Source organism: Streptomyces sp. NPDC048606, assembly GCF_040650855.1.
Classification (GTDB): domain Bacteria; phylum Actinomycetota; class Actinomycetes; order Streptomycetales; family Streptomycetaceae; genus Streptomyces.
In genome coordinates this window covers 185999-199636 of the sequence record NZ_JBEZIB010000001.1, presented here as the reverse complement: position 1 = coordinate 199636, position 13638 = coordinate 185999, and the positions used below count along the sequence as shown (strand labels likewise).

The window sequence follows — 13638 nt, the reverse complement described above, 5'->3', positions numbered from 1 at the left end:
GAGATGCTCCTTTGTCACCCGACGAGGGTGTCTGCGGACGGGGTCCGTGCGGTGGTCAGGAAGTTCTGCAGGAGCCGCATGCCGCCGACCGTGGTGATCGACTCGGGGTGGAACTGCACCCCTTCGACGGCCAGGGTGCGGTGGCGCAGGCCCATCACGTAGCCGTCGTCGACCGCGTGGGCGGTGGCGATCAGCTCCGGCGGCAGGGGCTGCTCGACGATGAGCGAGTGGTAGCGGGTCGCGGTCATGGTGGTGCCGAGGCCGGCGAAGACGCCCGCGCCGTCGTGCGTGACCTCGCTGGTCTTGCCGTGCTTGAGCCGGTCGGCCACCCGCACCCGGCCGCCGTGGGCCAGGGCGATGGCCTGGTGGCCCAGGCAGATCCCGAGCAGCGGCACCCGCCCGGCGAACCGGTGCACCAGCTCGACGTGGCCCGACTCGGCGGGGTGTCCCGGGCCCGGGCCCAGGACCACGGCGTCGGGGCGCCGCGCCGCGAGGGCGCCCGGGGTCTCGGTGCGGGAGCGGACGACCTCGGTGGTGGCGCCGAGGGTGCGCAGGTACTGGTCGATGATGTGGGTGAAGCTGTCGTAGGCGTCGACGATCAGGACCTTCACGGCAGCAGCTCCTCACCGGTGAGCGCCCAGTAGGCCGCTCCCATCTTGTGCAGGGTCTCGCGCCACTCGGCGGCGGGCGAGGAGTCCGCGACGATGCCGGCGCAGCTCTGGGTGGAGTACGTCGACCCGTCGTGGGTGACCGTGCGGATGCACAGGGCGAGGCGGGACCACCCCCGGACGTCGACGAGGCCGACGGCGCCCGCGTACATGTTCCTCGGTTCGCACTCCAGTTCGGAGATGATCTCCATGGCGCGGATCTTGGGGGCGCCGGTGACGGTTCCGGCGGGGAAGGTCGCGGCCAGCGCCGACCAGGTGTCCTCCCCCGGCGCGAGCAGGCCCTCGACGGTGGAGACGAGGTGGAAGACGTGCGAGAAGGTCTCGACCGTCATCACCTCGGGGGCGTCGAGGGTGGCCGGCAGACACACCCGGCCGATGTCGTTGCGGCACAGGTCCACGAGCATCACGTGCTCGGCCCGTTCCTTCTCGCTGGCGAGCAGGGCCTCGATACGCGGACGGTCCACCTCCGGGTCCCCGCTGCGCGGGGTGGTGCCGGCGATGGGGCGCATGACGATGCGGTCGCCCTCGGTCCGGAAGAGCACCTCGGGGCTGGCGCCGATCAGCGTCGAACCGTCGCGGGGGACGAGGTACATGTACGGGGAGGGGTTGCGGGCGCGCAGGCGCCGGTAGACGTCCGCGGGGGTCAGCGCGCTGTCCACCTCGATGCGGTGGCCGATCTGGATCTGGTAGATGTCGCCGACGCCGATGTGGCGCAGGCAGCGTTCCACGTGGGCCCGGAAGGAGGCCTCGTCGGTGCTGTCGCGGACGGCGCTCGGCGCGGGCGCCCCGGGGGTGCGCCCCGCGGGCTCGCTCATGCCGGCGGTGAGCCGCTCCACGATCCCGGCGAGGTCGGTACGGGCCGCGGGGCCGCCGTCGGGGCCGAAGGCGCCCTGGGCGCGGGCCGCGAGGCGGACGGCGGTGCCGGCGTCGAGGTCGTACCAGACGGTGTCCTGGAAGAGGGTCAGGACGAGGTCGGGGGCGCCGTCGGCGGAGGCGGGCCGCTCGGGCAGTTCCTCCATGTACCAGGCGGCCCCGTAGCCGATGGTGGCGAGGAAGCCGAAGGCGTAGTCGGGGCGGGGGCTGTCGACGTCGAAGGAGGCCTGAACGGCCCGCAGCACGTCCCAGACCTGCCCGGGGCGCTCGAACAGCCGGTCGCCGCCGGGGCCGACGGCCAGGCCGAGCCGGTCGGCGACCTCGGAGAGGCGGGCCAGTACGGAGGGGACTCCGACGGCGGAGATCCGCCCGGGGTGGATCCGCAGCTCGGCGAGCCGGCCGAAGCCGACGACGGCGGAGTTCCCGTCGAACTCGGGGCTCTCCAGGGACTCCAGGAGGAAGACGTCCTGCCCGAACCGCGCCCGCAGGGCCTCGTACAGCTCCATCGGCGGGTGCGGGTCGAGGGGGGTCTCCTCGATGTGGACGCGCAGTGGGGGGCGGCCGTCGTCGGCCGGCGCCCGAGTGGTGGTGTCGAGCAGTGTGGTCACTGGTTCTCTTTCCTCGGAGGGCTCGGGACCGGGCCTGACCGGGCGGGGGTGGCGCGTGGGGGGGTGGTGCGTGGGGGGCGTGGGGGGTGTGGCGCGGACTCAGCCGTAGCGGCGCATCTCGTGGAAGAAGTCCTCCACGACGCCGAGCCGGCCCTGCTCGCGGAGGGTGTCGTAAATGTGGCGGCCGACGGCGAGGTCGAGGACGCCCAGGCCGAAGGGGGAGAAGAACACCGGCTTGTCCTCGGGGACGGCGAGCCGCCCGGACAGCACGTCGTAGAGGGTGCCGTCGACGAAGTCGCGGCTGCCGGTGAGCTGTTCGGCGAGGTGGGGGGAGGTGTCGGCCTTCAGGCAGTGCTCGATGTCGTCGACGACGTTGAAGCCGGAGAGGATCACCTCGGGCGACAGGTCGCGCAGCGAGACGTGCAGGACGAGCGGGTTGTGGGTGAACCAGTCCGGGTCGGTGACGTGGGGGGTGCCGGCGACGGTCGCGAAGACGACGAGGTCGCTCTCGCGGATCAGCTTCTCGGCGCTGTCGTGGACGGTGACCGGACCCTGCTCGCCGGAGCGGGCGAGGTAGTCGGCGAAGCCCTCGGCGTGCTCGGTGGACAGGTCGTGCACACCGATCTCGTCGAACTCCCAGCCGGTGCCCGCCAGGTACTGGTGGATGAAGCGGGCGATGAGGCCGACGCCGAAGAAGCCGATCCGCCGGGGGCGGCGACCGGCCGGGCTGAGCCGGTCGGCGGCCAGGGCCGCGGAGGCGGCGGTACGGGCCGCGCTGATGATCGAGGATTCCAGGCAGGCGATCGGGTAGCCGGTTTCCGGGTCGTTGAGGATCAGCACCGCGGAGGCGCGCGGAATTCCGGCCGCCACGTTCTCGGGGAAGCTGGAAATCCACTTCAGGCCGTCGACCGGCGCCTCTCCCCCGATGGACGCCGGCAGCGCGATGATCCGCGAGGTCGGACGGTCGGGAAAGCGCAGGAAATAGGACGGCGGATTCACCGTCCCGCCCTCGCCGTGCACCCGATAAGCGGATTCGATCAATCCGACCACATCGGGCGCACGGCCGTCGAGGACTTCGTGCACCTGGGCACCGGGAATCACGGCAAAGGAAGGCGCACCGGCCGTACGTGACATCGCAGACTCCACAACTTGGGCGGTTTTCTCGTCTGCGTTGACGCTAGGGAGCGCACTTATCGCGGGGTTATTGGCCGGTTACGCGGCCCGACCTCATCCCGGTGCGACCGCGTCCAGCTCCCGCAGCGCGCCGACGGCCTTCTCCTCCCAGGGCGGGGAGCCGATCCCCCGGAAGATGGCGAGCGCGGCGGTCACGTGCGCGCGGCCCTCCTCCGTACGGTCGTCGCCGCAGTGGAGCTGTCCGAGGCCCAGGCGGATCTGCCCCTCCAACAACGGCGTGTGGTTGCGCCGCGAGAGGTCCAGCGCCTCCAGGTACGTCTCCTCCGCCGACGCGACCGCCCCGGCCGACCTCCGGGTCTCCGCCAGGCCCAGCAGCGCGTACGCGAGGCCGATCAGGTCGGACTTCTCCTTGACGAGGCGGACGACGTCGGCGAAGGCCTTCTCCGCGGATTCCAACTGGCCCAGCGCGTGATGGGAACGGGCCAGCCTGTACGTGGCCAACGCCATGCCCCGCTTGCCGCCCGGATTGCCCTCGCAGACCCTGACGGCCTCCTGGCTCAGCTCCAGCGCGGACTCGGGGCAGCCCTGGTCGAGGGCGAACTGGGCCATGTTGTGGAGCGCGGACGCGACGGCCACCCGGTCGCCCTCCTCCCGGAACACCGGCAGCGCCTCCTTCAGCCGCGCCATCCCCTGCTCGTAGTCCCCTCGGATCCGGTCGATGAGCGAAAGGTTGCTGAGCGCGAGCGCCCCGCCGTGGGCGTGTCCCGCCTCCCGGTAGAGGGCGAAGGCGGTCTCCTGCCGTTCGGCCGACTCGGCGAGACGGCGCAGCCGCAGTTCGACCACGCCCAACTGCATGTGCATGGCCGCCTGCCCGCGGAGGTTGCCGCCGGCCCGCGCCGCGTCGAGGGCGTGGTTGCTGCACTCCTGCCAGTCCTCCAGGTAGTTGCGCGTCTCGAAGAGCACCTGCATGGTGTTGACGAGGTCCCAGGCGAGGTCGTGCATGCCCAGCCGGGCCGACTGCTCGACGACCGCCACCAGGGAGAGACGTTCCGCCTCGAACCATTCCAAGGGGGACGTCACCAACTCGTCCAGCAGGAACGCGTCGATCTCCCGGCGCGGTACGTCGCCGTGCACGATGTCGTGATCGCCGCCGTTCTCCCGCCGGTGCGCCTGTTCCGCGATGGTCAGGCAGGTGCGGAAGACCCGGTCGCAGGCCTCAAGGCGGTCCTCCTCGCTCTCCTCCGCCCGCGCCAACTCGTCCGCGTACAACCGCATCAGGTTCTGGAACCGGTAGCGCAGCTGGCCCGTGGCGTCGACGCCGACGACCTCCAGGAACTGCGCGTCCACCAGGTGCTCTATGAGCCGTTCCGCGTCCAGGACGTCCTGGTCCATCAGCGCGGCCCCGACCCAGGCCGTGAAGTCGGGTACGCCGAGCAGCCCCAGCAGCCGGTACAGCCGGGCGGCGTCCTTGTGCAGGTAGCGGTAGCTCAGTTCGAAGCTGGCCCGGATCTGGGACTCGCCCTGGCTCAGCTCGTCCAGCCGGCGGCGGCCGTCGGTGAGCCGGGTGACGAGGTGGCGCACCGTCCAGTGCGGCTTCGAGGCGAGTCGGGCGGCCGCGATGCGCAGGGCCAGCGGGAGCCGGTCGCACAGCTCGACGAGCCGCGCGGACTCGGCGGGCGCCGCCAGGACCCGGGCCTCGCCGACGATCCGACCCAGCAGCTCGACGGCGTCCTCCTCGGGCAGCAGGCCCAGGTGGACGCGGGCCCGCTGCGGCCAGGTGATGAGCTGCTCCAGCTGCTCGCGGCTGGTGACCAGCACCGTGCAGCCGCCTCCGCCCGGCAGCAGCGGGCGGATCTGCGCGAAGGTGCGGACGTTGTCGAGGACGATCAGCACGCGGCGTTCGGCGAGCACGCTGCGGTAGAGCGCGATCCGGTCCTCCAGCCCGTTGGGCACGTCGTCGCTGTCGACGCCGAGGGAGCGCAGGAACCGGCTGAGGATGTCGCCCGCGGTGGTCGGGGCGTGGTGCTCGTCATAGCCGCGCAGGTCGGCGAACAGCCTTCCGTCCGGGTACTGTTCAGTAACCCGGTGCGCCCAACGGACGGCGAGACCGGTCTTGCCCACGCCCGCGACCCCGGTGATCAGGCCGACCGTGGGGGTGCGCGCACCGTCGTCGCCCTGGCCGTCCACCAGGGTGTCGAGGGAGGCGAGTTCCTCGCTCCGACCGGCGAACCCGGGTACGTCGGGCGGTAGTTCGGAGGGGACGACCTGCCCCCGGGTCGACGCCGGCTCCGGCGCGGCCTCCAGGGGCACCGCCCCCAGCGAGGGGTCGTCGCGCAGGATCGCGTCGTGCAGTTCCTGGAGTTCGGGTCCCGGCTCCATGCCCAGTTCGTCGATGAACTGGCGGCGCGCCTCTCTGAAGCTCTCCATCGCCTCGGCGCGCCGGCCCGACCGGTACTGCGCGAGGATCAGGTGGTAGCGGGTGCGTTCGCGCAGAGGGTGTTCTCTTACCGTCGCGGCGAGTTCGGGCAGCAGGAGCTGGTGGCGTCCGAGGTCGAGCTGCACGCTCGTCAGCGCCTCGTAGGCGTTGATGCGGACCTCTTCCCAGCGGGCCGCCTCGTCCTCGACGAGCTGGCCGGTCACGCCGGCCAGGGCTGGGCCTCTCCACAGGGCGAGGGCCTCCGCGTAGAACCGGGCCGCGTCGGCGGGCCGCTGTTCGCGTACGGCGATCTCCGCCTCGGCCACCAGGGTGGTGAAGGTGGCGGTGTCGAGTGCGTGGCCGTCGGCGCGCAGCAGGTACCCGGGATGCGCGGTGGCGATGACCTCGTCGGTCACGCCCTCGGTCTTGAAGGCCTTGCGCAGGGCCGCGATGACGATCGCGACCTGGGTGCGCGCGGTGGCCGGAGGCCTCCCGTTCCAGACTACGTCCACGAGTGTGTCAACCGGCACAATCCGCCCGGGACTCAGGAGCAGAAGGGCCAGAATCGTACGTTGCCGGGCACCTCCTACCGGAACCGACCGCTCCCCCACGGTGGCCATAAGTGGACCAAGAATTCTGAAACTGAGTCGCTCGCCCAATGTGTCTCCCCCCGTCACTGACCGGGCCCGGCCAGCCTGTGCAGCCTACCTGTCTGTCGCTGACAGAAAAGAGGCACGGCACAAGCCATGTGGCTGGTGGGGCACCCATGACCGAAAGCTGATCCGTCATGTGGTGATTGGCTTGAACTCATCCTTCGGGCCCTCCCCGGGTCCTCGTCGGGAGGGCAAACATCAAGCCAATCGGCGGCAAACCGGAAGCCCCCCGCCGGGGCCCTCGAAACCCGTCACCGCAACCAACGAAGGCCGCCCGCCGAGGTTGCGCGTGACGCGCTGCCCCGGCGGGCGGCCTGCTCCCCGCGCTCCGGTCAGTCCCCGGCGAAGACCGCCGCCAGGGCGGCCGTGGCCGCGAGGAAGGCGTCGTTCTCCTCCGCGGATCCGATCGATACCCGCACCCCGTCGCCCGCGAACGCCCGCACCGCCACCCCCGCCTCGGCGCAGTGCGCGGCGAAGGCGAGGGCCTGTTCGCCCAGCGGGAGCCACAGGAAATTGGCCTCGCTGGGGTCGACGCTCCACCCCTGTTCGGTCAGTGCCGCGCGGACGCGGGCGCGCTCGGCCGTCGTGACGTCGACCCGGGCCGTCAGCTCGGCCCCCGCCCGCAGCGCGGCCAGCGCCGCGGCCTGGGCGAGGCCGCTCACCCCGAAGGGGACGAAGGCCTTGCGGATCGCCGCGATCGCGACCGGGTGGCCGACCGCGTAGCCGACGCGCAGCCCCGCCAACCCGTAGGCCTTCGAGAAGGTGCGCAGGACCACCAGGTGGGGCCGGCCGGCCCGCAGGGTCAGGGCGTCGGGGACCTCCGCGTCGCGGACGTACTCGTGGTAGGCCTCGTCGACGACCACGAGGCAGTCGGCGGGCACCCGGTCGAGGAAGGCCTCCAGCTCGCCGCGGCGCACGACGGAGCCGGTGGGGTTGTTCGGGTTGCAGACGAGGACCAGCCGGGTCCGCGCGGTGATCGCGTCGGCCATCGCGGGCAGGTCGTGCGCCCCGTCGCGCAGCGGGACCTCGACGGGCGTCGCGCCGGAGAGCCCGATCAGGAAGGGGTACGCCTCGAAGGAGCGCCAGGCGTGGACGACCTCGGCGCCGGGCTCGGCGACGGCCTCCAGCAGCATCCGGGTCACGTCGACCGAGCCGGTGCCCACGGCGATCTCGTCCTCGGCGACACCGAGGCGCGCGGCGAGCGCGGCGATCAGCTCGACGCAGTGGTTGTCCGGGTAGCGGTTGACCGCGAGGGCCTCCTCCCGGATGGCCTCGACCACCGACGGGAGCGGCCCGTACGGGTTCTCGTTCGCGGCGAGCGGGTACGAGCGGCCCTGGGGGGACACGACCGCCTTGGCCGGTGTGAAGCCCACGATCCGGTCGAGCACCGAGCGGAACCGGGGCGTCGTCGGCGCGGGGCGGGCGGGTTCGGACATGCGGGGGTCTCTCCTTCTGTCGCGCGGTACCGGCGGTACTACGGGGTGCGGACGGCCTTGCGCAGCGGCACGTCCGGATCGGTGAGCAGGTCGACGTCCAGCGCGACGCCGTCGGCGATCAGTCGCCGGGCCTGTACGAGGTCGCGCGGCCGGTCGACGGTGAGGACGGCCTCCAGCCGGTCGCCCGCGAGCCACAGCACGGCCCGGTCGGAGCCGTCCGGCGCGCCGCGCGACACCTTCCGGTCGGCCGCCGCCTGGTGGCCCGCGTACTGCACCATCCGCCCGAACTGCTCCGACCAGAAGTACGGCACCGCGTCGTAGACGGCGTCGTGGCCCAGCAGGCTCGCCGCGGCGGTCTCGGGGGCGTTCAGCGCGGTGTCCCAGTGCTCGACGAGCAGCCGGCGCCCGTACCGCCGCGACCACCACGCGGCGCAGTCGCCGACCGCCACCACCTCGGGCCGCGAGGTGCGCAGCGAGGCGTCGACGACGACGCCGCGGTCGACGGCGAGCCCGCTGCCGTCGAGCCAGTCCACCTCCGGGCGCGCCCCGACGCCGGTCACGACCACGTCGGCCGCGACGCGGGTGCCGTCGGCCAGGGTCGGCCCGCCCTCGTCCACCGAGGCCACCGCCACCCCGCAGCGCAGTGCGACGCCGGCCTCGGCGTACCAGGGGGCGGTCAGGGCTCCGGCCGCCGTGCCGAGGGCGCCGGCGAGCGGGGCGGCGGCGGATTCCAGGACGGTGACCCGGCAGCCGCGCGCGGCGGCGGCGCCCGCCACCTCGGCGCCGATCCAGCCCGCGCCGATGACGACCACGCGCGCGCCCGGGGCGAGGGCGCCGCGCAGGCCGCGCGCGTCGTCCAGGGTCCGTACGACGTGTTGCGGACCCTCGCCGGGCAGCCGGACGGGGGTGGCGCCCGTCGCGAGGACCAGCCCGTCGTACTCCAGCGCGCCCGCGTCCGTCTCCAGGACCCCGCCGAGCCGGCCGGTGTGCGGACGCAGGGCACGGGCCCGTACGCCGAGGCGCGGGACGCAGGCGAGCGCGTCCCAGTCGGCGGGCAGGGTGGTGTCGTCGGTCGCGCCGGCGAGGACGGCCTTCGAGAGCGGGGGCCGGTCGTAGGGGGCGTGGGGTTCGGCTCCGACGAGGGTCAGTCCGCCCTCGTAACCCTGGGCGCGCAGGGCTTCCGCGGTGCGCAGGCCGGCGAGTCCGGCGCCGACGACGATCACGTTCCTCACGGCTCAGGCCTCCGGTTCCTGTGCGGCGGCGATCGATTTGGCCAGGGCCGTCTTGATGGGGATCCGCAGGTGTTCGGCGGCGGCCACCACGTCCTCGTACTCGGGCTGGGCGTTGACGGTGCGTCCGCGCAGGGTGGCGACCTTGACGCGGACGGGGGCGCCGTCGAGGAAGACGGTGGTGAAGGCGCGTTCCAGTTCGCTCTTGGCCACGGTGTGCGCGCGGGTGCCGATGGTGGAGGTCTCGGTGGTGATCGTCTCGCGCACCAGGGGCAGCAGGGCGGGCGGGCAGAGCACCGACAGGGTGTGGGCGGGGCGGCCCTTCTTCATCAGGATGGGGGTGAGCCAGGCGTCCGAGGCGCCGACGGCCATGAGGCGCGCCAGGACCTGGGGCCAGATCCGCGGGTCGAGGTCGTCGACGTTGGCGCTGACGACGACCGCCTCCGTGCCGGTCTCGGGGGCGGCGGGCGGCGGCGGTCCGGTCGGGGTGCCGAGGACGACGCGGACCACGTTCGGTTGTCCGGGCAGGTCGCGGGAGCCGGCCCCGGTGCCGAGGGCGCTCAGGGTGAGCGGGGGCATGGCGCCCCAGGCGGAGCAGAGGGTGAGGACGAGCGCCGCCCCGGTCGGGGTGCACATCTCGTACGGGAGTTCGCCGGAGCGGGCCGGGGCGCCGTGGTCGGCGAGCAGGCGCAGCACCGCCGGTACGGGGACGGGGATGTCGCCGTGGGCGGCGCGGACCCGTCCGCTGCCGAGGACCAGCGGGGTGGCGCTCGCGGTGGTGAGGCCCAGGGCGTGGAAGGCCGCGCACACGCCGACGACGTCGGCGATGGCGTCGAGGGCGCCGACCTCGTGGAAGTGGACGTCGTCCACCGGGATCCCGTGGACGGCCGCCTCGGCGCGGGCCAGGCGGGCGAACACGGACTGGGCCGACTCCCGTACCGCCTCGGGGAGGTCGGCGGCGGCGAGGGTGGCGCGGATGGAGCCCCAGGTGCGGTGGTGGGAGTGACCGGGGCCAGGGTGGTCGTGGTCGTGGTCGTGGTCGTGGTGGTCGTGATCGTGGTCGTGATGATCGTGGTCATGGTCGTGATGGTCGTGATGGTGGTCGTGCCCGGCATCGTGCCCGGCGTCGTGCCCGGCGTCGTGCCCGGCGTCGTGCCCGGCGTCGTGCCCGGCATCGTGCCCGGCGTCGACGTGGGCCTTCGTCGCCGCCAGCCCGCACCGGGTGACGCGCTCCACCCGCAGGGTGATCTCGCCGGGGGCCACGGCGTCCACGGCCCGCCGGACCTCCTCCAGCGGCGCGCCCGCGTCGAGCAGCGCGCCCAGGAGCATGTCGCCGGAGGCTCCCGAGGAGCAGTCGAACCAGGCGTCGGTCGCCGCGCTCACGGCTTCACCGCCGGACGACGGGTCATGCGCGCGGCGGCGACGGCCGCCCCGAAGCCGTTGTCGATGTTGCACACCACCACGCCCGGACCGCAGGAGTTGAGCATGGTGAGCAGCGGGGCGATGCCGCCGAAGGCCGCGCCGTAGCCGACGCTGGTCGGGACCGCGATGACGGGGGCGCCGACCAGCCCGGAGACCACGCTCGGCAGGGCCCCGTCCATGCCGGCGACCACGATCAGGCAGTCGGCGGCGTCGAGTTCGTCGCGGACGGCCAACAGCCGGTGGATGCCGGCCACCCCGACGTCGCGCACCTGGTCGACGTCACAGCCGAACTCCCGTGCCACGAAGGCCGCTTCGCGCGCCACCGGCTCGTCCGAGGTGCCGGCGGTGACCACCAGGACCCGGCCGCCGGCGCCTTCGCGCGGGGGGCCGACGGCGGCGCAGCGGGCGACGGGGTCGATCCGGGCCCCGGGGAAGGCGGCGCGGACCGCCTCCAGTGCCTCGTCGGGCAGCCGGGTGGCCAGGCCGGAGCGCCCGCCCGGCTGGTCGCGGAGCGCCTCCAGCAGGGCGACCGTCTGCTCCGGGGTCTTGCCCGCGCCGTAGACCACCTCGGGGTCCCCGGTGCGCAGGGCGCGGTGGGTGTCCAGGCGGGCGAAGCCCAGGTCCCGGGTGCCCGAACGGTCGGCGCCGCCGTCGAGGGGGCCGCGGACCAGGGTCCGCAGGGCCTCCTCGGCGGTTTCGGCTCCCGAGGAGACCCGTGTCAGGAGTGCGTGGACTTCTTCACGATCCATGGCCGATCTGTTCCCTGGTCTCTTCGGTCTCGTTGAGTGATCCGGAGCGGAATCCGCGGGGGTCGACCTCCACGGAGGCGAACCCGGTGCGGCGTACGGCGTCCAGCGCCGGCGCGCAGGCCGCGACCGCCTCGACGGCCGCCGGGTCGACCTGGATCAGCGCCCGCCGCCCCAGGTCGCGGACCCGCAGGTCGTAGCTGGCGATGCCGGCGCGGCGCAGGCCGTCGCGCAGGGCCTGTTCGGCGGCGTCCACCCGGGCGAGGCGTTCGCGGGTGATGGTCAGGCCGTAGGCGACCCGGCTGGAGAGGCAGGGTGCGGCGGGCTTGTCCCAGGTGCGCAGGTTCCAGTGCCGGCCGGCGGCGCGGACCTGCCGTTTGGTCAGGCCGACGTCGGCCAGCGGGGTGACCGCGCCGTGTGCCGCTGCCGCCCGGATGCCCGGACGGAAGCGGTCGGTGAGGTCGTCGGCGTTGGTCCCGGTGGCGACGTGGGCGAGGCCGTGTTCGGCCGCCACCGCGACGAGCCGGCCCACCAGTTCGTCCTTGCAGAACCAGCAGCGGGAGCGGGAGTTCTCGCGGTAGCCGGGGGATTCCATCTCGTGGGTGGCCACGAAGGTGTGGGGTGCGCCCAGCTCGTGGACGATCTCCCGTACGCCGTCCCGTTCGCGGTGGGAGAGGCTCGCCGAGTCCCCGGTGGCGGCGAGCACCCGGCCGGGGCCGAGCGCGCGCACGGCCGCGGCCAGCAGCAGGGCGGAGTCCGTGCCGCCGGAGAAGGCGACGACCACCGATCCCAGTTCCGTCAGCCGGCGGTGCAGGGCGGCGAGTCCGTCGAGGGGGGCGGGGTCGTCCGGGTCGGGTCGCATGCCCGTCACTCGATTTCGAGGGCGGACGTCATGGCTTGGAGCTTCGCGCAGGTCTCCTCGTACTCGGTCTGCGGGTCGGAGTCGGCGACGAGCCCGCAGCCCGCGTACAGGGAGGCGGTGGCGCCGTCGAGGAGCGCGGAGCGGATCGCGACGGCGAACTGGCCCTGGCCCCGGTGGTCGGCCCAGCCGACGGCTCCGGCGTACCAGCTGCGGTCGAGGCCCTCGTTGCGGTCGAGCCAGTCGAGGGCCTGTGCGCGCGGGTGGCCGCCGAGGGCGGGGGTGGGGTGGAGGCACTCGACGAAGTCGAGGACGCCCGTCGGGGAGTCGCCCGACAGCCGGCCGCGCACCTTCGTGGACAGGTGTTGCACGGTGGCGAGTTTGACCACGCGCGGCGGTGTCTCGGCGTCGACCTCGGCGCAGGAGTCGGCGAGGGCGCGGCGCAGCATCCGGACGACGACCTCGTGCTCGTGGCGGATCTTGGCGCTGTCGACCAGCTCCCGTTCGTGGGCCTCGTCCTGTTCGGGGGTGGCCCCGCGCGGGGTGGTGCCGGCCAGGCCGAGCGCGTGGACGGTGGGGCCGTCGACGCGTACGAGGTATTCGGGGGTGGCCCCGAGGAAGGTGCGCCCGTCGTGGTCGACGGCGAAGAGCGTGGTGGCGGGGTTGGCCTCGCGCAGGCGGCGTACGGCCCTCGGCACGTCGAAGGGGCGGGACGCGGTGACGCGCAGCTCGCGCGCCAGCACCACCTTCTCGAAGGCGCCGGCCCGCATGCCGTCGGTGGCGTCGCGCACCAGTCGCTTCCAGTCCTCGGCGGCGGGGAGTTCGGCGCACGTGTGGGTGCGGGCGGCGGGCGACGGGGGCGCCGCGGGCGGCTCCGACGCCGGGTCCGCCTCGGCGGGCAGGCAGGCGGCGGCGAGGGCGGCGAGTCGCTCGGCCGCGCGCTCGGGGTCGTCGCCGGGCGACAGTACGGCGTTGAGCCGCAGTTCGGCGTGGCCGGGGGCCCGGGGGGCCTCGGGGGTGGGTTCGAGGCTGCGGATCTGCAACGCGGGGACCCACATCAGGGTGTCGGGGAGCCGCCCGGGTGATGCTCCCCGGTCGGGGGCGAAGGCGAAGCCGCCGACGGCCAGGGGGCCTTCGCCGGTGCCGAGTGCGTCGTCGCCGGTGCCTCCGGCGACGAGGTCGCGGGCGAGCCGGGTCCACTCCTCGCGGACGGTGCGCACCCGGTCGGCGCCGTGTCCTCGCAGGTCGTGCGCGGTACCGAGGGCGATGAGGGAGCCCTGGTCCCAGGCCGACCGCCACAGCAGGGCGCGCGGGGTGTGGAGCCTGGCCCGGCCCCAGAGGGCGAGCGGGTCCACCCCGGGTAAGGGCGCGGCCCAGGCGGCGAGCGTCGGGCGTCCGGTGCGGCGGGCCCGGTCGGCGGCCCGTACGCAGGTGGCGAGCAGGCCGCGCGGGTCGGTGGGGTCGAGCGGGTCGCCGTGGCGCGGCGGTGCGGTGGCGGGGGCGACGCCGGGTGCGGTGGGTGCGGGGCGGGGCGGCGCCGTACGGGACGACGGGGCGGTGCGGGGCGGCGCGGTGCGGGACGGGGTCGCCATGC

The 13638-nt window shown here is 74.0% G+C and carries 10 protein-coding genes; all 10 read right to left on the bottom strand.

The features are described from left to right. Positions 1-14: 14 nt before the first annotated feature. The 10 genes from AB0D01_RS00810 to AB0D01_RS00765 all read right to left on the bottom strand — a co-directional run bounded on the left by AB0D01_RS00810 (position 15) and on the right by AB0D01_RS00765 (position 13636). Entirely contained in the window at positions 15-611 is a 597-nt protein-coding gene (locus AB0D01_RS00810) for an aminodeoxychorismate/anthranilate synthase component II (protein ID WP_363052698.1), read from the bottom strand. Continuing rightward, positions 608-2149, bottom strand: a complete 1542-nt coding sequence (locus tag AB0D01_RS00805; protein WP_363052696.1) for an anthranilate synthase component I family protein — start codon at positions 2147-2149, stop codon at positions 608-610. The genes AB0D01_RS00810 and AB0D01_RS00805 overlap by 4 nt, the downstream gene beginning before the upstream one ends. Positions 2150-2248: 99 nt before the next feature. Continuing rightward, complete coding sequence (gene sbnB / locus AB0D01_RS00800) at positions 2249-3283, bottom strand: 2,3-diaminopropionate biosynthesis protein SbnB (RefSeq protein WP_363052694.1); 1035 nt, start codon at positions 3281-3283, stop codon at positions 2249-2251. A 93-nt stretch (positions 3284-3376) separates the two neighbouring features. Then, on the bottom strand, positions 3377-6319 hold the full coding sequence (locus tag AB0D01_RS00795; RefSeq protein ID WP_363052692.1) for a BTAD domain-containing putative transcriptional regulator: 2943 nt from the start codon (positions 6317-6319) through the stop codon (positions 3377-3379). 365 nt (positions 6320-6684) lie between these two features. Beyond that, entirely contained in the window at positions 6685-7788 is a 1104-nt protein-coding gene (gene hisC, locus AB0D01_RS00790) for a histidinol-phosphate transaminase (RefSeq protein ID WP_363052690.1), read from the bottom strand. A 38-nt stretch (positions 7789-7826) separates the two neighbouring features. Beyond that, positions 7827-9020, bottom strand: coding sequence for an FAD-dependent oxidoreductase (locus AB0D01_RS00785; protein WP_363052689.1), 1194 nt, complete (start codon positions 9018-9020; stop codon positions 7827-7829). A gap of 3 nt (positions 9021-9023) precedes the next feature. Then, on the bottom strand, positions 9024-10400 hold the full coding sequence (gene larC / locus AB0D01_RS00780; RefSeq protein ID WP_363052687.1) for a nickel pincer cofactor biosynthesis protein LarC: 1377 nt from the start codon (positions 10398-10400) through the stop codon (positions 9024-9026). Next, positions 10397-11188, bottom strand: coding sequence for a nickel pincer cofactor biosynthesis protein LarB (gene larB, locus AB0D01_RS00775; RefSeq protein ID WP_363052685.1), 792 nt, complete (start codon positions 11186-11188; stop codon positions 10397-10399). Before larB ends, larC begins: the two co-directional genes overlap by 4 nt. Beyond that, positions 11178-12047, bottom strand: a complete 870-nt coding sequence (larE, locus tag AB0D01_RS00770; protein ID WP_363052683.1) for an ATP-dependent sacrificial sulfur transferase LarE — start codon at positions 12045-12047, stop codon at positions 11178-11180. The genes larB and larE overlap by 11 nt, the downstream gene beginning before the upstream one ends. Before the next feature lie 5 nt (positions 12048-12052). Further along, a complete protein-coding gene (locus tag AB0D01_RS00765) occupies positions 12053-13636 on the bottom strand; it encodes an isochorismate synthase (RefSeq protein WP_363052681.1) in 1584 nt (527 codons plus the stop codon). Between the last annotated feature and the right edge of the window lie 2 nt (positions 13637-13638).

What these genes read in the sequence shown, in the direction of transcription:
- AB0D01_RS00765 (WP_363052681.1), bottom strand. Translation starts at nt 13,636, where the DNA reads ATGGCGACCCCGTCCCGCACCGCGCCGCCCCGCACCGCCCCGTCGTCC.
- AB0D01_RS00795 (WP_363052692.1), bottom strand. Translation starts at nt 6,319, where the DNA reads ATGGCCACCGTGGGGGAGCGGTCGGTTCCGGTAGGAGGTGCCCGGCAA.
- hisC (WP_363052690.1), bottom strand. Translation starts at nt 7,788, where the DNA reads ATGTCCGAACCCGCCCGCCCCGCGCCGACGACGCCCCGGTTCCGCTCG.
- sbnB (WP_363052694.1), bottom strand. Translation starts at nt 3,283, where the DNA reads ATGTCACGTACGGCCGGTGCGCCTTCCTTTGCCGTGATTCCCGGTGCC.
- larB (WP_363052685.1), bottom strand. Translation starts at nt 11,188, where the DNA reads ATGGATCGTGAAGAAGTCCACGCACTCCTGACACGGGTCTCCTCGGGA.
- larE (WP_363052683.1), bottom strand. Translation starts at nt 12,047, where the DNA reads ATGCGACCCGACCCGGACGACCCCGCCCCCCTCGACGGACTCGCCGCC.